This window comes from Ruegeria sp. AO1 (genome assembly GCF_056535985.1).
In genome coordinates, this window is the sequence record NZ_JBQFJC010000001.1 from 443,801 (window position 1) to 463,049 (window position 19,249).

A 19,249-nucleotide genomic window follows, 5' to 3' on the forward strand; every position below is an offset into this window, starting at 1 on the left:
TACTATTGAAAAGATGGAGATCAGAACGGCAGCTTGATGTCTGCGGGCAGGCCCATGCTTTCGGTCAGTTTGGCCATCTCGGCCTGCGAGCGCTCGGCGGCTTTGGTCTGTGCGTCCTTGATGGCCGCCAGGATCAGGTCCTCAACCACTTCCTTGTCGTCGCCATTGAAGATCGACGGGTCGATATCCAGGCCCTTCAGCTCTCCTTTGGCAGTTGCCGTTGCTTTGACCAGCCCTGCGCCGGATTCACCGACAACCGTCAGGTTGTTCAGCTCTTCCTGCATCTCGGTCATCTTGGTCTGAAGATCCTGCGCGGATTTCATCATCTTGGCCATATCGCCAAGGCCGCCTAGTCCTTTGAGCATGTTGCTTCTCCTGTAAGTACGGTTTGTGCCTAGATACGGGGGTCACCGTGGTGACACAAGAGCAGAGCGCGCTCCCGCCTGTCGTCAAGGTCTTTGGCAAGACCTTTGCTCCCGTTGGGCCCGGCAGCGCTCGGGCTTTGCCCGAGCGCTGCCGGGCCCAAGGCCGCCCAGGGTGATCGGCTTTAGCCGATTGCCCGTGGCGGGCGCGGGAGGGTTTGGTTTTGTATAGAGATCAGTCTTCTTCGAAAGGATCCCATTCATCTTCGACCTCGGGCAGGGCTTCGGTCTCGACTTGGGCGGCGCGTTGTTCCGGTGTTTCGATACGGGTGATTTTGGCCTTGGGGAAACTTGCCAGAACGGCCTGAACCAGCGGATGTGCCGTGGCCTCTTCTTTCAGAGCCAGTTCGGCTTTATCGCGGATTTCGGCGATCGTCGAAGCGTCGCCATCCGATACAATGGACACCGCCCATCTGTTGCCAGTCCAACGTTGCAAGGCCGATCCCAGCCGTGGTGCAAGATCAGTCGGGGCTTGCGCTGAAGGGGTGAACTCGATCCGTCCCGGCTGGTAAGAGACCAGCCGCACGCCGTTTTCGACCTCGACCAGAAGTTTGACGTCTCGGTTGTTCCGGATCAGCTCGACCACATGTTCGAAACTCGGGTATCGCGCCAATGCGGTCTGCGTGTCTTGCGCCAAAGCGGCGACTGGTGCGCCGCCGGACCCGCGTGGCGCAGGGTCGTAGCTTGTAGCGGCGCGGGCTTCAACCGGGGCCGCTCCGTTGCTTTGGATTGGCGTCCCGCCGCCTGGGCCGCCGTTGGGGGGCGGAGGCGTATCCTGCAGCCGTTTGATCAGCTCTTCCGGGCTGGGTAAGTCGGCCACGTGAGTCAGGCGGATCACAGCCATTTCGGCAGCCATCATGGCGTTGGGGGCGGCTGAAACTTCCTCAAGCGCTTTCAACAGCATCTGCCACATCCGAGTCAGTACCCGCATGGGAAGGGCCTCAGCCATCTGCTGGCCCCGGGCGCGTTCATCCGGGGAAACAGTAGGGTCTTCGGCTGCGTCCGGAGTGATCTTCACGACCGAAACCCAATGAGTGATTTCGGCCAGATCACGCAGCACGGCTAGTGGATCAGCCCCTTCGGCATATTGGCCACCAAGCTCGGTCAGCGCCCCTGCCGCATCGCCCCGCAGGACCATGTCCATGAGGTCCAGAACCCGGCCACGATCCGCCAGGCCTAGCATCGCGCGTACCTGATCTGCCGTCGTCTCTCCGGCCCCGTGCGAGATCGCCTGATCGAGCAATGAGGTCGCGTCGCGAGCAGATCCCTCGGCAGCACGGGTGATCAGCGCCAAGGCGTCTTCGGCAATCTCAGCACTCTCCGCCGAGGCGATCTTGCGCAGCAGGCCGATCATATCCTCGGGTTCGATCCGGCGCAGGTCGAAGCGCTGGCAGCGCGACAGAACCGTGACGGGAACCTTGCGAATTTCGGTTGTGGCGAAGATGAACTTCACATGCGCCGGCGGCTCCTCGAGCGTCTTGAGCAGCGCGTTGAAGGCGCTGGTCGACAGCATGTGGACTTCATCGATGATGTAGATCTTGTAGCGGGCCGAGGCAGCGCGGTAGCGGACACTGTCGATGATCTCGCGAATATCATTGACGCCGGTGCGGCTGGCGGCGTCCATCTCCATCACGTCGACATGGCGACCTTCCATGATGGCAACGCAGTGTTCACATTGGCCGCAAGGTTCGGTCGTGGGGCCGCCATTTCCGTCCGGTCCGATACAGTTCATGCCTTTCGCAATGATCCGCGCGGTCGTGGTTTTGCCGGTTCCACGAATGCCCGTCATGACAAAGGCTTGCGCGATGCGGTCCGCCTCGAACGCGTTTTTCAGCGTGCGGACCATCGCATCTTGACCCACCAGATCGGCAAAGGTTTCCGGGCGATATTTGCGGGCGAGAACCTGATAGGCGGGGCTGTCTGAGTCGGTCATGTCTGCTCTGGCGGATTCGGGACGTCACCGCAGCGTAGAGGCCTGCGCCGCCCGCGTCCACATGAGTTGAAGAACGATTTTGTTTTGGAAACCGGCGCGTCAGGGGTACACTCTGCGGATTGTGACTCAAGCCTAGAGCGTTTCGGGTTTAACTTGAGACACGAATACCCTGCCACGCCTGCGGCGTTCTCGGGACATTCGTGTCGCAGGGTGATTCAGATAAAACCCGAAACGCATTAAAGTCAGGATCAACGCTTCCGGGGGGATGCTGTCATGACGAATTTGGTCATTCATGCTTTGCAAGTGGGCGGGGGCACACTTGCCCTGACGTCGATGCCGGGAAAGGGCGGCGACTATGCAGGCGACCTTGAAACGATCGGAGATTGGAAGCCGGGCCTCGTGTTGTCGATGACAACCGAGGCCGAGCTGGTCCAGTTCGGAGCCCGCGATTTTGGCCGCGACGTTCAGGGTCGCGCCAGCCGCTGGGTGCACTTGCCGATTCAGGATTTCGGCGTGCCACCGTCAGAGGTTGATGCGCAATGGCCCGATGTCAGTGCCGCGGCGCGTCAGGCTTTGTCTGGCGGAGGGCGCGTGCTTGTCCATTGTCAGGGCGGATGCGGTCGCTCTGGCATGGTTGTGCTGAGATTGATGATCGAATGCGGTGAGGCTCCAATCCAAGCGCTGGACCGGTTGCGCAAGCTGCGCCCCTGCGCAGTCGAAACCGATGCGCAGAAGCACTGGGCCATCTTGCCCGCCCGAGTTTTGGCGGATTCTTAAGCCGACAGTTGCAGTTCCGCCGGGGCCGGTTTGCGCGGCGCAATCACTGATGCCTCGAGCATGGCGCAGGGCAGGGATGTCATCGCTGCGCTAGGCAGGCTGCTCGTTTCGGTTCCGAACATAAGGTCGGCGTAGCGATGGAGGGTCTCGCTGTCGGCATTAGGGTCCGCTCCGCAATAGACCCGCACCCGAGACTGGCTGGCCCGAAACCGGGCGTGGCAGCCGTCCGTGCAATGGGTCAGGTCGCTGCTGCCTTCGATTGCGAAATCCGATGTGGTCGCCGGACCGGCTTGGTCCAGTGCGTCAACCATCGAACGCGCCAGCCGTGCCAATGCAGGGCAAGTCTTGCCGGTATGTTGGCAGATGGTTGCTGAGAACCTATGTGTCTTCGTCTTCCAGATCATCCTGCGCCCTCCGCGCGGTGGACTGGTGCTGGGATCAGGTGGGGCAGATAGGGTCTGTCACGGCCTGCCCGGACACCCCGCCCGAGTTTGGGTTATGTTGACGATGGCAGGTCTCCTGACTTGCGGGTCACTGCTCTGCCGACCTTCCCGGCCTTTCGGCCAGTGGCTTTTCGACATCGCTCACCGCTTACAGTTGCGGGGGCAGTCGCGGACTTGGTTTGACCCGATCAAGCCGGGGAAAACCGCACCGTGTTCCCTTTTCATCCCGACGTCTTGTGAAAGCCGAGAACCATCGAACCATCGCTAGCGTTCATAACCATTCTGAGTCAAGTTGAACTTTCTGCGTTGCGGAAAGCCGAGCCGCGAAGTGGACGCGTGGTCAAGCGGGATCGCAGTTGACTTGCATGGGCTGTCTGGGGTCAAGTTGCAATATGAACTCATCAGTTCAGTTTTCCGCCGAGGATACCCATGTTGGATTCAAACCATACAGTGCTGATCGAAGATGTTCAGATCCCGGTGGGGGATGGCGCCCTGTCCGGGCGGATCTACCGGCCCGTGGCGCAGCCCGAAACCGTAGTGGTGGTCAACAGCGCGACGGGAGTTCTGCGTGACTACTACAAGCATTTCGCACAGTGGTTGGCGTCGGATCGGGATATCGCCTGTCTGATCTATGACTACCGGGAATTCGGTCATTCGAAATCGGGGCCACAGCGTCGGTCGAAGATCTCGATGGCGGATTGGGCGTTGCAGGACATGCCCGCCGCGCGGGCCGAGATGCGCCGACGGTTCCCGCTGTCGCAGCAATGGTCTGTTGGTCATTCGCTTGGAGGGATGCTGGGGCCAGTGCAGCCGGATATCGACAAGATTGATCGCATGATCTGCGTCTGTTCTGGCCTTGTGAAGTTGGGCGATCATCCTTGGCCGTACCGCGCTCTGGCCGGGTTGTTCTGGTATGGGCATGTGCCTCTGGTCGTGAGCGGCCTGGGGTATTTGCCGGGCAAGGCACTTGGGTTTGGAACAGACCTACCGCCTAAGGTCTATTGGCAATGGCGCAAATGGTGCACCGCGCCGCAAAGCTATCTGCCCGAGATCGGAGACACACTGCCGCAAGCTACGTGGCAGGATGCTGACGTTCCCGTCGACCTTTTTGCCTTCACAGATGATGAGATGGTCCCAGAAGCTGCCGTTTGGCGGTTGGCCGAGCTTTATGGTCCAAAAGCACGCCGTCACCTGTTGTCACCGGAAGAGTTTGGTGTTCGGGAGATCGGCCATATCGGTGTGTTTGCCCGCCGAAATGCGGTGCTCTGGCCACGATTGATCGCTTGATGGGGGGCGCCGGCGGACCGACGCCCCTTTTTCAGCCCGTGTTTCAATTGCCGCGCCGCGCGGATTTTCCGTGCATCGCAGATCGGACCATCTTGCCGAAAGCCTTGTCGCGTGCCCGCGCCTCGGCCACGGTCTCAGAGTTGCGCTGATCCTCGCGCCTCAGCTTGCGCCAGCGTTCCAACCGATCTGCATCCAGTGTGCCTGCTTCAATCGCCGCCTGCACAGCGCAACCGGGCTCGGCCTCATGCTGGCAATCCGAGAACCGGCAGGTTTGGGCCAGCTCCAGAATGTCCGAGAACACTTCGTCCACCCCGTCCTGCGCGTCGAGCAGGCGCAGGGCGCGCATGCCGGGGGTGTCGACCAGCCAACCGCCATTTTGCATCGGATGTAAGGCGCGAGACGTCGTGGTGTGGCGGCCTCGCGCATCATCCTCGCGGATTGCCGCAGTTGCCTGATCCTGACCGGTCATTCCGTTGGCGAGCGTTGTTTTGCCAACCCCGGATGACCCGACCAAAGCCGCTGTCTGACTCGCCGGACACCATGCCAGAACCTGCTGCAGGTCTAACGCGTCATGCGCGTTGACCGTCAGGACTGTCAAAAACGGTGCCAGCGCTTCGGCCTGCTTGGCATAGGCTGCGGGGTCCGAGTAGCTATCTGCTTTGGTCACAACCACGACAGGATAGCAGCCCGCCTGATGCGCCAGCGCCAGATACCGTTCGAGCCGGGGCACATTAAAATCCGCGTTGCACGAGCTGACGATGAACAGCACGTCAACATTGGCTGCGATCAACTGCGCCTCGGCCCCGGTTCCGGCAGCACGGCGTTGCAAGAGGCTGCGCCGATCAAGCAGATGCTGAACCCGATTTTCGTCATCGGCCAGCACCCAATCTCCAACAGCAAAATCGCCGGTAGAGTGACCAGGGGCAAACAGAGATGTTTCACCGGTCTCGTTCATCCCGACCAGACGGTCCCGGTGAACGGCGGTGATACGAAAAGGCATGAATTGTGCGTGCGCCGCGTGCTGTGCGGCGAAGTAAGAGGACCATCCCAGGTCTGAAAGAGTAAAAGACATTGGTTTGCCTGTGTTCAGATATAGCAATCCCATCGGATGGCAGGCGCGCATCCGTTGGTGATGTGTTCAGGCAATCGGAGAGTTGGGTTTAGAACCGATCTGCCCGAAGGGTATTTGCTACAATCATAAAGCCCTCCTGCGGCTAATGGTTCCCATAAAGTGAGAGGTTGGACATCGACCCAAGCGGGGCTCGTTGTGGCTGCTTCCTTCCGGACCTGACCAGGTTGGCGAGGCGCTCGCCCGCGCCAACCTCTCACGGCTTGATATAGGGAAGCGATGTGAAAATGACAACCCGTCACAAGGTCAGTCGTATCCTTTCAAAGCCCTCGGTGTCAGGCCCCAGCAATTCGGGGGAGTATCTGCTTAGCTCGGGCAAATACTTCAACGCTCCGCTGCCGGTTCTTAGGATCGTGCGAATACCATAAAGCGGGGCTAAGGAGAATGGGTAAGGCGCCTGATCCAGAGGGTCCGCGGGCAGGCGATCTGACAGGTAGTCCCGCAGTATCTCTTTGATATCCCTGGACGGCAGAGGAATGGCCCGGGCTTTTGTGACGAAAGGGAAATGCCCACCACCGCTGGCGCGATAGTTGTTGAGGGCGACCACAAAGCTCTGGTCGTCGCGGACTATTTGCCCGCCAAAGCACAGGTCGCGGACGCGCTGGGCGGTTGGATCGGTCAAGGCGCCGTTGCTATCGAACCGCGCCGGGCTGGACAGGTCGATCTGATAGGTTACGCCAAACACGACGTCAAAGTTATGCCCCGCCCGGTGGGAATCGGTTAGCTCGGCTTCGGCGTCTGGGTGGATCTGGTTGAAAACACCCGCCGACATCTCAAGCCAATCCCGCAGTTGCGCGCCGGTGATTTCGACGGCCCGCAATTCGTTGGGAAAGACATGCAGGTCAGCGACGTGACGCTGGCAAATCTTACCTACAGACACGTCCGTATAGTTCCTCGGTCCGGCACGTCCGCCGAATTTGTAAGGAGATACCGCAGACAGAAGCGGCAGTTCGGCGAACGCGGTGCCGTGTAGAAACGGGCGCAAACCCGCCGCTTGTGCCGCCGCGACCAGGGCTAGCCCCCGATCCGGCGCGCAGAAGCTGAAATAGCTGTGCAGGCTCTGCGCGGTATGACTGACAGGTTCGGCCATCATTACGCGCGTGGCCAGATGTGCGGGCTTGAGCATCTCGCACAGGTCCTTGTCTTCGACCTCATCGGCTGTGGCGACCAAGCTGCAGTGGCGATCCGTGATCTGCCAGCGCCCCTCGGGTACCTTGGTCAGGTGCAGGTCTATGACCCCCAGATAAGACCCAGCGGACCCGGCCATAACCACAGGTGCGCCGTGGACCAGGGCATTTTCGGCATCAACGCCGTCAAGCCCGAGATGCCCCGCGCCGGGCAGTGTCAGATGCGTATGACCGGCAATAATCGCGTCAATGCCCTCAATCGCGGCAAGGGGGATGACGGCATTCTCAAGCCCCAGCTGAGCTGCCGATTGCTCCAACCCCGAATGCGCCAGCGCGATGACCAGATCACAGCCCTGCGCGCGCAACGCCTCAGCCGTTCGTCGGGCGGCGGTCAGGATATCCTGGGCAATGACCTTGTCTTGCAGATGATGCGCCTCCCACATCGTGGTTTGAGGCGGAAGCACGGACAGGACGCCGATTCGGATTGGCACTTCCTGCGCAATGGACCGTGTCAGGACAACACTGCGCAGCCAGGGCTGTCGATTGTCCACATGGGTCAGATTGCTGCAAATCACGGGGCAAGGGGCTTGGCCTATGAAGCGCTCCAGAACATCCAGCCCGAACCCAAAATCATGGTTGCCCAAGCCGATCGCGTCATATTCCAGCGCCTTGAAAGCCTGCATCATCGGGTGCGGGACATCGTTTTCCACCGCCCAGTCCCCAATCGGCGTTCCTTGCAGCGCGTCGCCATTGTCGAACAAAAGAGTCAAACCGACCTCGACCTGTTGACGGGCGTTTCGGATCGCCGACGCCGTACGAGTCAGCCCGATGGTCGGGTCCGTTTTATCAGCATAATAGTCGAACCCGGTCAGGGTCATATGCAGATCTGTGGTTGCCAGAATGCGGATATGCATTCCTGCGTCCTGCGCGTCTTTCCTGCGCGGGGAAATTGCGGTCACGTTCGGTTGTCTACTTTTGCGCTATGAGAGTTAAGAAAATTTACCAAGAGGACAAATAAGTGAAAAATCCGAGGCGGTCATGCGGTGTTTCGGTGGCACCTGTCGATATGCCGCAGTAGTGAATTGACATTGCAACACATTCGCGGACATGGCAGCCCTAGGCGTAAAAGGCCGAGGGGACCCCAATGAAAAACGCAGAGAACGTGACATTCGGCAGCTCAGGCCTTGATCGTGCGGCCCATCTTCGGGGGGATGCAGACAAGCTGACCGAAGCGGCCCAAGATCCAAACGCTCGTTGCATGCTGCTGTGGCGTGGCAAAGTGCTGGTACAGGGCGAGGCTCTGGATCGGTTGGGGCTGGTCAATATGGCGCATCCTCTGGTCGCGAATGGCCCAGGTGGAGTGGTTGAGACTCCGATCTTGCTTGGCTGTTCCGATGACGGGGCGGCGGTGTTTGCTGCCGATATCTCCGAATGGCAGGCCGAGGGGCTGGATCTGTCGAGCTTGGGCAATTTCATCGACCCATCCGAGCAACAGCATCCCGATCTGCCTGAGGGCCATGTGTTTGCCGAGCTGCGTCGGATCATGACGCGCCTGTCTGCTCGCGATGCCGAGATTGCGGCGACAGCCAAGGCGGTGATCGGCTGGCACGAGACGCATCGCTTCTGTGCCCGCTGCGGCGCGCCAAGCGACGTATCGCAAGCAGGATGGCAGCGCAGTTGCCCGGCCTGTGGTGGCCAGCACTTCCCGCGCACCGACCCGGTTGTGATCATGTTGATCACCCATGGCGACAGCGTGCTTATGGGGCGCTCGCCGGGGTGGCCCGAGGGCATGTTCTCGTTGCTTGCAGGGTTCGTCGAGCCGGGCGAGACGCTTGAGTCCGCCGTCCGGCGCGAGGTGATGGAGGAGGCGGGCGTTCCCGTGGGTGCCGTGTCCTATCTGTCAAGCCAGCCCTGGCCGTTTCCGGCGTCGCTGATGTTCGGCTGTGCCGGCGAAGCTTTGTCTCGGGACATCCAGATCGACCCGGTTGAGATCGAAGAGGCAATGTGGGTCAGCAAATCCGAGATGATGCAGGCCTTTGCGGGGGAGCATCCGCGCCTGCTGCCCGCTCGCAAGGGGGCGATTGCGCATTTCCTGCTTCAGAACTGGCTTGCAGATACGCTGGACTAAAGAAACACTGGCAATAAAGAACGAGCAGCAAGGGCCCACATGCAGTTTTCAGCGCGCGAAGATATCGAGGCTCCCATCCACTCGGTTTTTGACATGGTTGCCGATTTCGATCGGTTCGAACGTATGGCGATGCGCCGTGGCGTTGACGTGCGCCGTACCGCTGGCGGGGTCGCACCCTCCGCAGGCATGGCGTGGGAGACCGAGTTCAAGCTGCGCGGCAAACCCCGCCAGATGTCCGTACTGCTGACCGATTGCGACCACCCCTCGCAAATGCGATTCGAGGCGACGGGCAAGGGCATGACCGGGGTTACGGTGGTTGACTTTATGGCCCTGTCTCAGCGTCGGACCCGCTTGAGTGTGGACCTGTCACTCAGCGCCAAGTCCCTGCCGGCGCGGTTGCTGCTGCAGTCGATGAAGCTGGGCCAAGCGCGGTTTCGCAAACGCTTTCAAATGCGCCTTGCGGAGTTCGCCCGAGAACTGGAGCAGCGCCACAGGCATGGCGCTTAAACTCACATTTACCTGAAGCGCGGGCCTAGCCGCGTGGCTGGGCTGCCGGGTAGACGCCAAGTATTTCCACATTGGTGGTGAAATGCTCAAGCTCGTCCATTGCCAGTTGCACGTTCCGGTCTTCCGGATGCCCGACAATATCGGCATAGAACTGGGTCGCGGTGAACGAGCCATCGACCATGTAGCTTTCCAACTTGGTCATGTTGATCCCATTGGTCGCAAACCCACCCATCGCCTTATAGAGCGCCGCAGGAATGTTGCGGACCTGAAAGACAAAGCTGGTGATCATGCCATGCTCGCCCCGACGCGACAGGTCGGCCTTGGGTGACATGACCAGAAAACGCGTGGTGTTGTCGCCATGATCCTCGATATGGCGGGCGAGGACGTTCAGGCCGTAGATCTCTCCGGCGAGTTCGCTGGCCAGAGCGGCTGAATGGATTTCACCCGCCTCGGATACCTCGCGCGCGGCGCGGGCGTTGTCGGGGCTGACCCGTCCGTGAATACCGTGCTGGCGCAGGAACCCCGCGCATTGAGGCAGCAGGACCAGATGGGAATGCGCCTCGGTGATGTCGTCCAGCGTCGCGCCGGGCACAGCCAACAGGTTGATGTGGACGCGCACGAAGGCCTCATCAATGATCTGCAGACCACTATGCGGCAACAGACGGTGGATATCGGCCACCCGCCCATAGGTCGTGTTTTCAACCGGCAGCATCGCCAGATCGGCCGCGCCGGACCGAACCGATTCGATCACATCCTCGAAAGTACGGCAGGGCAGCGCCTCCATATCGGGGCGCGCGTTACGGCAGGCCTCGTGGCTATAGGCGCCGGGTTCGCCTTGAAAGGCAATGCGTTTGGTCATTTGGTCGGTCCCGTGCAACAAGTTACAAAATTGGGCGTTTCGTCGCGGTGTCTATACCTTGCCTCTCGCAAGGGGAAGCCTTAGACACCTTTTCAGACAGCTGAAATGGACTAGCGATCAATGTTCGACACGATGACAGTTACCAAGGCCGCTGCGGGCCTGTTCGGCACGTTCCTTGTGCTGCTTCTTGCTAAATGGGGTGGTGACATCCTGTACCATTCGCATGGGGGCCATGGGGATGCACAGGCTGCCTACATCATCGAGACCGAAAGCTCGGGTGATAGCGCCGATGGCGAAGAGGTGGTCTTTGAAGACCTGCTGGCCGCCGCAGACCCTGAAAAGGGCGCCAAAGTTTTCCGCAAATGTACTGCTTGCCACAAGTTGGAAGACGGCGCGAACGGCACCGGACCCTACCTGTACGGCATTGTAGACCGGCCCGTTGCGTCGGCCAAAGGCTTCACCGGCTATTCGGCGGCGATGCAGGCGCATGGTGGCAACTGGACCCCCGAAGCGCTTGATGCCTTCGTTGAAAGACCCAGCGCATATATCTCGGGTACATCCATGAGCTTTGCTGGCCTGAAAAAGCCTCAAGAACGCGCTGACCTGATTGCCTATCTGCAAACCATTGGCAACTGATTGCCATCACGTTTGCGAAAAAACCCAAAGCCGCTGCCTTGTGCAGCGGCTTTTTTTATGTCGAAAATCTTCACAAAGCGTTCACGCATTCTAAACTTGAATCAGCCAGGACTGGCGATTTAGCTGGCGGAACAGACATAGATGACGACAACAATCCAGAGGATGAGCCATATGAAACCCCTCCTGCCTGCTGCGCGCGACATGAGTATTCGGCATTGGGGGGTGATCTTAGGGTTGGTCGCCGTAACGCTCGGATCAGCCGAGGTCGCCCAAGCGAATGATGAAAACGTTGCAACCAGTCACGGGTACTCCTATTTTGGAAATCTGGACTACCCGGCTGACTATCCGCATCTGAATTACGTGAATCCCGACGCTCCCAAGGGAGGTGAGATGTCACTGGCAGCGTCTGGAACCTTTGACTCGCTAAATCCTTACTCACGAAAGGGTCGGAGCGGAGCGTTAACCACAATCCAATATGATCGCCTGTTCGAAAGCGCGGATGACAGCGTCGGTCAGTATTACGGTGTTCTGGCTGAAAGTCTCGAGTACGACGAAGGGCGCAACTACGTCATATTCAACTTGCGCCCTGAGGCGATGTTCTGGGATGGAACACCGGTCACGGCTGAAGACGTTGTTTACAGCCACCGTTTGTTTATCGAGCAGGGCCTGCCGTCTTACGCGCAGGCCGTCGGGCGTATGGTCACCGGGGCTGAGGCGCTAGATGATCACACTGTAAGGTTCACGTTCAACCCAGAAGTCACGCGCCGTAGCTTGATCGAAACCGTAGGATCGACGCCCGTTTTCTCGAAAGCGTGGTTTGAAGCCGACGAGTCGCGTCGTCTGGATGAACCTCGGCTGGAAGTTGCGGTGGGGTCGGGCCCATACAAGCTGGACAGTTATGACATCAATCGCCGTATCGTCTACAAGCGCCGCGACGACTATTGGGGGAAAGACCTTCCTTTCAACGTAGGCCGCAACAACTTTGACACTATTCGCGTCGAGTATTTCGCTGACCAGACTGCCGCGTTCGAAGGTTTCAAGGCGGGCGAATATACGATGCGGATCGAGAGTGATCCCAAGCTCTGGGCGACAAGCTATGACTTCCCCAAGCTGACAGAGGGTTCGGTTGTGCGCGACGAAATCATGGATGGCAGCCCGCCGACACCGTCTGGTTTTGTGTTCAATCTCGGCAAGCCTCAATTCGCAGATAAGAACGTCCGCAAGGCGTTGGCTCTGGCATTCAACTTCGAATGGGCAAACGAATCCCTGTTGTTTGGATTGAATTCACCGCGCAACTCTTTTGTGCAAGGCACCCCGCTTGAAGCACAGGGCACCCCAGCGGGCCCAGAGCTGGCCTTCTTGGAAACGCTTGGCGATGCCGTGCCAGCCGATTTTCTATCCGAGGATGTCGTCGTTGTTCATGAATCCAACCCAGCACGCCTGAACGACCGGCGCAACCTGCGCAAAGCGTCGAAGATGCTGGACGAGGCGGGCTGGCCAGTGGGCGAAGGCAACGTGCGTCGCAATGCCGAAGGACAGACGTTGAAGGTGAATATTCCATACCCTTCGAACTTACCGACATCGACGGCGACGATGATCGAAACCTATGTTCAGAATCTTCAGGCACTGGGTGTAGATGCATCTGCTGAAAAGGTTGATCCGGCACAATATACATTGCGTAGCCGAGAGCGCGACTACGACATGGTCTATTCCACGCGGTATGGTTCGTTCCTGTCGACCGGCGGCGGATTGAGCCAGATGTATGGGTCCGAAGAGGCAGCCTTTAGCCTGTTTAATCCCGCTGGCCTGGCAAGCCCGTTGGTCGACGCGATTATTGAAGCGTCTTTTGAAACCGACAATCAGGCTGATCAGGACGCAGCACTTATGGCTTTGGATCGTGCCCTGAGGTATGAGTTCTTCGTGATCCCCGTGGGATACATCGCGGACTACTGGACAGCCTATTACGACATGTACGAATACCCTGAGAACCTGCCGCCCTATTCGTTAGGTCATTTGGACCTTTGGTGGATCAACCCCGAGAAAGAAGCCGATTTGAAGGCAAAAGGCGCGCTGCGGTAAAATGGGCGCCTATATTCTAAGACGCCTGCTTTTGGTCATTCCGACCTTGCTGGGCATTATGGTCGTTAACTTCACGCTGGTGCAGTTTGTTCCGGGTGGACCCGTTGAACAAATCATCGCTCAGATCGAAGGACAGGGCGATGTCTTCGCGGGCTTCGCTGGGGGTGGAGACGCCGGTGCAGGGTCCGAGCCTGCAGGAGGTGTCTTCGACGACAAATATGTGGGTGCGCGCGGCCTGCCTCCAGAGTTCATTGCCGAATTGGAAAAGGAATTCGGTTTCGACAAGCCGCCGCTTGAGCGTTTTCTAGGCATGATGGGCAATTATCTGACGCTCGATTTTGGTGAGAGCTATTTCCGGTCGATCAGCGTGATTGATTTGGTGTTGGAAAAGATGCCCGTGTCTATCTCACTGGGTCTGTGGTCGACGCTGATCGCCTATCTGGTCTCGATTCCGTTGGGCATCCGCAAAGCAGTCAAAGATGGGTCTCGGTTCGATACCGTGACCAGCGGAGCCATCATCGTGGCCTACGCCATCCCCGGATTCCTGTTTGCCATCCTCCTGCTGGTACTGTTCGCCGGTGGATCCTACTGGCAGATCTTCCCTCTGCGGGGGCTGACCTCGGATAATTGGGACAGCCTGAGCCTTCTGGGCAAGATAGCCGACTATTTCTGGCACATCGCGCTGCCGATTATTGCCTTGACCATTTCGGCCTTTGCAACGCTGACGCTGCTAACCAAGAACTCGTTTCTGGATGAGATCAAGAAGCAATATGTCATGACCGCCCGCGCCAAAGGCTTAGGGGAACGCAAGGTCCTCTATGGCCATGTCTTCCGTAACGCGATGCTGATCGTTATTGCAGGCTTTCCGGCAGTGTTTATCGGTGTCTTCTTCGGCGGCTCGATCATTATCGAGACGATCTTCTCGCTAGACGGTCTGGGCCGCCTCGGGTTTGAGGCCGCGGTGGCGCGTGACTACCCGGTGATCTTTGGCACTCTGTTTATCTTTGGTCTGATGGGGCTGGTTGTCGGTATCATCAGCGACCTGATGTATGTGTTGGTCGACCCACGCATCGATTTTGAGAAGAGGGAGGGGTAAATGGCGCTGTCCCCTCTCAACCAGCGGCGTTGGCGCAATTTTCAACGCAATGGCCGGGCCTTTTGGTCGCTGATCATCTTCTCGGTGCTGTTCGGCCTGTCCCTATTCGCCGAGTTCATTGCGAATGATAAACCGATCCTGGTGAAATACCGGGGTGAGTTCTACACGCCGATCTTCAACTTCTACGCCGAAACCGAATTTGGCGGCGATTTCCAGACCGAGGCGATCTATCGCGACCCCGAGGTCCGCTGCTTGATCGACAGTGGCGGACTTGAGGACTGTTTCGACGATCCCGAAGGTATCATCGAGCAGATCGAAGCGGGGACATTTCAAGCCGAAGGGTTCGAGCGAGGTTGGGCGATCTGGCCACTGATCCCCTATTCCTACAACACTAGCGTCGATCGCCCCGGTGCGGCCCCCTTGCCGCCCAACGGGCAGAACCTGCTGGGCACGGACGATACCAAAAGGGATGTGCTGGCGCGGGTGATCTATGGCTTCCGCCTGTCGATCCTGTTTACTTTGATGGTGACCGGCGTGGCCAGCCTGATCGGTATTTTCGCCGGGGCCATTCAGGGCTTCTTCGGTGGCTGGCTCGACCTGATTTTTCAACGGGTCATCGAGATATGGTCCGCGACCCCGTCGCTCTATGTCATCATCATTATGTTCGCGATTCTGGGTCGAAGTTTCTGGCTTCTGGTGATCCTGATGATCCTGTTCAGCTGGACCGGATTGGTCAGCGTTGTGAGGGCCGAGTTCCTGCGGGCGCGCAATCTGGAATATGTCCGCGCCGCGCGGGCGCTGGGTGTTGGTAACATGACGATCATGTTCCGCCACATGCTGCCCAATGCGATGGTTGCGACGCTGACCTTCATGCCCTTTATCGTGACTGGCACGATTGGCGGGCTGGCCTCTTTGGATTTTCTTGGCTTCGGCTTGCCATCCTCGGCCCCGTCGCTAGGGGAACTGACCTTGCAGGCCAAACAGAACCTTCAGGCCCCTTGGTTGGCCTTCACCGCCTTTTTCACCTTCGCCATCATGCTGTCGCTGCTGGTCTTCATTTTCGAAGGCGTCCGCGATGCGTTTGATCCCAGAAAGACCTTCTCATGAGCCTTTTGGATGTAAACAACCTCAAGGTCTCATTCCGGCAGGACGGAAAGGTGTCGGCTGCGGTTAAAGGCGTCTCCTTCACCGTGGATCGGGGTGAGACGGTTGCCCTGGTGGGTGAGTCCGGCTCGGGCAAGTCGGTGACGGCATTGTCGACCGTGTCGCTGCTGGGCGATAGCGCCATGGTCGAAGGTTCGGTCAAATACGACGGGGCTGAGATGATCGGTGCCTCCGAAGACAAATTGATGAAGGTGCGCGGCAACGATATCAGCTTCATCTTTCAGGAGCCGATGACCTCGCTCAATCCCCTGCACACGATCCAGAAACAGATGGCGGAATCGCTGGCTCTGCATCAGGGCTTGGCTGGGGATGCCGCGCGCGACAGAATTGTGGAGTTGCTGAACAAGGTTGGCATACGCGACCCTGAGGATCGTCTGGACAGTTATCCGCACCAGCTTTCGGGCGGGCAACGGCAGCGTGTGATGATCGCAATGGCGCTGGCCAACAAACCGGATGTTCTGATCGCGGATGAACCAACGACCGCCTTGGATGTGACCATTCAGGCGCAGATCCTCGAACTTTTAGCCGAGCTGCAGAAATCTGAGAACATGGGGATGCTCTTCATCACCCATGATCTTGGCATTGTACGTCGGATCGCCGACCGGGTCTGCGTGATGAAAGACGGTGAGATTGTCGAAACCGGAATCACGGCAGAGATTTTCAACAACCCGCAGCACCCCTACACGCGCAAACTGCTGGAGGCCGAGCCTTCGGGACACCCGGACCCCGTAGACGCAGGTGCGGAAGAGGTAGCCCGAACCGACCACCTGAAGGTCTGGTTTCCGATTCAGCGCGGCTTTCTGAAACGCACGGTCGGCTATGTAAAAGCCGTCAACGATGCAACGTTCAGTGTGCGGGCTGGGGAAACACTTGGGATTGTCGGCGAAAGTGGCTCAGGCAAGACAACGATGGCGCTGGCCATCATGCGGTTGATCGCGTCCGAGGGTGGGATCACCTTCCGCGATCAGGATGTGCGCCGTTGGTCCACGCGAGAGTTGCGGCGCCTGCGCAAGGACATGCAGATCGTGTTTCAGGACCCGTTCGGCAGCCTGAGCCCACGTATGACATGCCAGCAGATCATCTCCGAGGGACTCTCTATTCACAACGTCGACCCGCATCGCGCCCCGCGCGAGCTGGTGGCCGAGGTGATGACAGAGGTGGGCTTGGACCCGGCCTCAATGGACCGCTACCCGCATGAGTTTTCGGGCGGGCAGCGTCAGCGGATTGCAATTGCGCGGGCCATGGTGCTGCGTCCGAAACTACTGGTACTGGATGAGCCGACAAGCGCGCTGGACATGACGGTGCAGGTGCAAATCGTTGATCTCCTGCGCGATCTGCAGCGGAAATACGGTCTGGCGTATCTGTTCATCAGCCACGACTTGAAAGTTGTGCGGGCGATGTCCCACAAGGTCATCGTCATGCGCAACGGCGACGTAGTCGAGATGGGCGCATCCGAGGATCTGTTTGAAAATGCGCAAACAGATTACACCCGTGAACTGATTGCGGCGGCGGGCTAAGGCCCGCCTCGCGTTTCCTTCAAGCGCTGGCTTTCTCGCGATCGGCGGATTTTGGGACCGGGCCGCGCAACTCTTCATAGTGATCGAAGCTCAGATTGACCCACCCCGTTCCCCGCGTGGCACTGGCGAGAGTTCGGTGCAACTCATCTTGCGCCACGGCCGGAAGTTGGGCGTTGAAGATTTCCCAACCTGAGGCATCCGGATTGCCCTCGAACCCCAAAACCTGCCCTTGCAGCGAACTGATCGTGGGAACCAGATCTCCGACGAAATCTGACGGCAGATGAATCTCGGCCGTGAGAATAGGCTGCAGTACCACGGGCTTGGCCTGCGGCAGTGCCTCACGCACTGCATTCTTGCCCGCCGTCCGGAACGCGTAGTCCGAACTATCGACATTGTGGTGTTTGCCGTCGCTGAGGGTAATTTTGACATCCACGACCGGGAAGCCTTCGGGGCCTTGTACCAAAGCGTCTTTGGCCCCGTGCTCCACGGATGGGATGTAGTTCTTCGGCACCGCACCGCCCTTCACAACCTCTTCGAATTGAAAGCCCGAGCCACGGGGTAGAGGCGCGACCGAGATTACAACGTCGGCGAATTGTCCGGCGCCGCCCGATTGCTTGCGATGACGGTGGCGATGTTCGACCGGCGTACGGATGGTTTCGCGATAGGCGGTCTCGACCGGGTCGGTTTCGATCTCGATCCCGAAATCCTCCAGTAGTTTTGCCGTCACGCGCCGCATGTGTTGCGGACCCTGCGAACCCAGTACGGAATGACCGCTCAGCTCGTCTTGCTCCATATGCAGCCCCGGGTCGATCTCGACCAAACGGCTCAGAGCGTTTGATAGGCGCACGTCGTCGCGCTCATGCGCGGGTGAGACGACCTGCCGGTGCGCAACCGGATGCGAAGACGCCCAATCCGGAAGCGGTGTAGCCGACCGGCTGTCATAGATGTATCCCGGGTTGAGATGATCAGATTTGACCGCAAGACCGATTTGCCCAGCCTCCAACGCGCCGATCTGTGTTTTGGCGTCGAGGCTCGTCAAATTGCCGACCGTTTCGCCTCCCAAAGCCTCATGCGCTTTGACGCCATCGCCTAGCCCACGCAGCACAGTGATCTTGCCAATATGTTTCTTCACATCGGCAAAGCCCGCAATCGCGCGTGCATTGTCCGCGGCCTCATCTCGCCCGGCAGCGATATCGAACTCGGGCGCTTCGTGCCGCAGCGCTTTCATCAAGCGGGTAAGCCCGTTGCCATGTTGCGCGGCCCCCAGGCAGGCCGGAATCAACTGGTGATTTTGCAGGACCTGAGCGGCCAGATCATAAATCTCGGCGCTGGGGGGCTGCTTGTCTTCTATAAGCTGCTCCAGCAGATGGTCGTCGAAATCCGACAGCGTTTCCAGCAATTCAGTGCGGGCTTCCTGTTCGCGGTCCTCGACGGATTGAGGCAGTTCGATCAAGGCCGAGGGCTGGCCCTCCTGATATTTCCACGCACGTTCCGAGATCAGATCGACCGCGCCTATGATTGTATCGCCGTCGCGGATCGGGACCTGCCGCAAGGCGATGTGATGGGTGCAATAGGTCTGCAGGGCCGCGATGATGTCACGGATACGGCCGTTGGGGTTGTCCATTCGGTTGATGAATAGAAAGCAAGGGATGCCCGCCTCTTCCACCAGCCGCAGGTACGGCGCGCATAGAACGGCGGCATCGGGGTCTGGCGGGACGACAACCACGGCGGCGTCCGAGATCGCCATAGCTGGTCCAACATAGGCCAGCGCATCGCCGCCGCCATCCACGTCAACCGCGCACCACGGTTCGTCCAAATAAGAAAAACCGTGCAAATGCACGGTTCCGGAGATGTCGAATGTTGTCGGGCGCCCGTCGAGGCGGCTGATGGCCTCGACCAGAGTGGATTTGCCCGATTGACTGGGGCCTAGGACGGTAAAAACGCGCATATGTGCTGTCCCTCTTTCAGGTTGCAGAGTGGCTGCACGAAAGGGGCTGCCTTGCGCAAATGCGTTGGCATGGTTTGTCTGCGGATTTGCCTGCCTCGGGCTGTGGATCTGATCGAAGACCCACGCCCCGAGTGTGGAGAAAACACCAGCCTTGCGTCAAGCCCCCGTTCGGGATCGGCTTGGGTCTGCCGAAAACC

General features: G+C 59.0%; 16 protein-coding genes, 1 other RNA gene and 1 riboswitch. Of the genes, 9 read left to right on the forward strand and 8 right to left on the reverse strand.

The annotated features are described in order from the left end of the window. Window positions 1–20 precede the first annotated feature (20 nt). Both ACR3FB_RS02195 and ACR3FB_RS02200 read right to left on the reverse strand, forming a co-directional pair. Window positions 21–365 (reverse strand): YbaB/EbfC family nucleoid-associated protein, encoded by a 345-nt coding sequence (locus ACR3FB_RS02195; RefSeq protein WP_170552515.1) that lies wholly within the window; start codon window positions 363–365, stop codon window positions 21–23. Window positions 366–597: 232 nt separating this feature from the next. Next, entirely contained in the window at window positions 598–2,355 is a 1,758-nt protein-coding gene (locus ACR3FB_RS02200; protein ID WP_480563773.1) for a DNA polymerase III subunit gamma/tau, read from the reverse strand. Window positions 2,356–2,628: 273 nt separating this feature from the next. Between ACR3FB_RS02200 and ACR3FB_RS02205 the strand changes: the two genes are divergently transcribed. Then, the gene (locus tag ACR3FB_RS02205) at window positions 2,629–3,132 is read left to right on the forward strand and encodes a protein-tyrosine phosphatase family protein (protein ID WP_480563775.1); all 504 of its coding nucleotides are present in this window, start codon (window positions 2,629–2,631) and stop codon (window positions 3,130–3,132) included. On the opposite strand, the gene ACR3FB_RS02210 is transcribed toward ACR3FB_RS02205, so the two are convergent. Continuing rightward, window positions 3,129–3,536, reverse strand: a complete 408-nt coding sequence (locus ACR3FB_RS02210; protein ID WP_480563777.1) for a hypothetical protein — start codon at window positions 3,534–3,536, stop codon at window positions 3,129–3,131. The genes ACR3FB_RS02205 and ACR3FB_RS02210 overlap by 4 nt on opposite strands. Before the next feature lie 88 nt (window positions 3,537–3,624). Beyond that, window positions 3,625–3,844: riboswitch (cobalamin riboswitch) on the reverse strand. 160 nt (window positions 3,845–4,004) lie between these two features. Here ACR3FB_RS02210 and ACR3FB_RS02215 point away from each other — a divergent pair. Continuing rightward, a complete protein-coding gene (locus ACR3FB_RS02215) occupies window positions 4,005–4,862 on the forward strand; it encodes an alpha/beta hydrolase family protein (protein WP_480563779.1) in 858 nt (285 codons plus the stop codon). Window positions 4,863–4,905: 43 nt separating this feature from the next. On the opposite strand, the gene rsgA is transcribed toward ACR3FB_RS02215, so the two are convergent. The 3 genes from rsgA to ACR3FB_RS02230 all read right to left on the reverse strand — a co-directional run bounded on the left by rsgA (window position 4,906) and on the right by ACR3FB_RS02230 (window position 8,032). Beyond that, window positions 4,906–5,934, reverse strand: a complete 1,029-nt coding sequence (gene rsgA / locus ACR3FB_RS02220) for a ribosome small subunit-dependent GTPase A (protein ID WP_480563781.1) — start codon at window positions 5,932–5,934, stop codon at window positions 4,906–4,908. Window positions 5,935–6,091: 157 nt separating this feature from the next. Then, window positions 6,092–6,190, reverse strand: an RNA gene (gene ffs / locus ACR3FB_RS02225) — signal recognition particle sRNA small type. 39 nt (window positions 6,191–6,229) lie between these two features. Next, window positions 6,230–8,032, reverse strand: a complete 1,803-nt coding sequence (locus ACR3FB_RS02230; RefSeq protein WP_480563783.1) for a bifunctional 2',3'-cyclic-nucleotide 2'-phosphodiesterase/3'-nucleotidase — start codon at window positions 8,030–8,032, stop codon at window positions 6,230–6,232. A gap of 230 nt (window positions 8,033–8,262) precedes the next feature. Here ACR3FB_RS02230 and nudC point away from each other — a divergent pair, with 230 nt between their 5' ends. Further along, window positions 8,263–9,246 (forward strand): NAD(+) diphosphatase, encoded by a 984-nt coding sequence (gene nudC / locus ACR3FB_RS02235; protein ID WP_480563785.1) that lies wholly within the window; start codon window positions 8,263–8,265, stop codon window positions 9,244–9,246. A gap of 39 nt (window positions 9,247–9,285) precedes the next feature. Beyond that, entirely contained in the window at window positions 9,286–9,753 is a 468-nt protein-coding gene (locus tag ACR3FB_RS02240; RefSeq protein WP_170766603.1) for an SRPBCC family protein, read from the forward strand. Window positions 9,754–9,778: 25 nt separating this feature from the next. Here the strand turns inward: ACR3FB_RS02240 and ACR3FB_RS02245 are convergent, their stop codons facing one another. Continuing rightward, complete coding sequence (locus ACR3FB_RS02245) at window positions 9,779–10,612, reverse strand: prephenate dehydratase (protein ID WP_419738928.1); 834 nt, start codon at window positions 10,610–10,612, stop codon at window positions 9,779–9,781. A gap of 120 nt (window positions 10,613–10,732) precedes the next feature. Between ACR3FB_RS02245 and ACR3FB_RS02250 the strand changes: the two genes are divergently transcribed. The 5 genes from ACR3FB_RS02250 to ACR3FB_RS02270 all read left to right on the forward strand — a co-directional run bounded on the left by ACR3FB_RS02250 (window position 10,733) and on the right by ACR3FB_RS02270 (window position 17,104). After that, window positions 10,733–11,248 (forward strand): c-type cytochrome, encoded by a 516-nt coding sequence (locus ACR3FB_RS02250; protein WP_480563787.1) that lies wholly within the window; start codon window positions 10,733–10,735, stop codon window positions 11,246–11,248. A 171-nt stretch (window positions 11,249–11,419) separates the two neighbouring features. Beyond that, window positions 11,420–13,327, forward strand: coding sequence for an extracellular solute-binding protein (locus ACR3FB_RS02255; protein ID WP_480563788.1), 1,908 nt, complete (start codon window positions 11,420–11,422; stop codon window positions 13,325–13,327). A gap of 1 nt (window position 13,328) precedes the next feature. Continuing rightward, window positions 13,329–14,423 carry a microcin C ABC transporter permease YejB gene (locus tag ACR3FB_RS02260; RefSeq protein WP_170460207.1) on the forward strand — a complete coding sequence of 365 codons (1,095 nt, stop codon included), beginning with the start codon at window positions 13,329–13,331 and terminating at the stop codon, window positions 14,421–14,423. Then, window positions 14,424–15,530: an ABC transporter permease gene (locus ACR3FB_RS02265; protein ID WP_480563790.1), complete on the forward strand. Its 1,107-nt coding sequence runs from the start codon at window positions 14,424–14,426 to the stop codon at window positions 15,528–15,530. Then, window positions 15,527–17,104 carry an ABC transporter ATP-binding protein gene (locus ACR3FB_RS02270; RefSeq protein WP_480563792.1) on the forward strand — a complete coding sequence of 526 codons (1,578 nt, stop codon included), beginning with the start codon at window positions 15,527–15,529 and terminating at the stop codon, window positions 17,102–17,104. The genes ACR3FB_RS02265 and ACR3FB_RS02270 overlap by 4 nt, the downstream gene beginning before the upstream one ends. A 19-nt stretch (window positions 17,105–17,123) precedes the next feature. Here the strand turns inward: ACR3FB_RS02270 and ACR3FB_RS02275 are convergent, their stop codons facing one another. Further along, entirely contained in the window at window positions 17,124–19,052 is a 1,929-nt protein-coding gene (locus ACR3FB_RS02275) for an elongation factor G (RefSeq protein WP_170766595.1), read from the reverse strand. Between the last annotated feature and the right edge of the window lie 197 nt (window positions 19,053–19,249).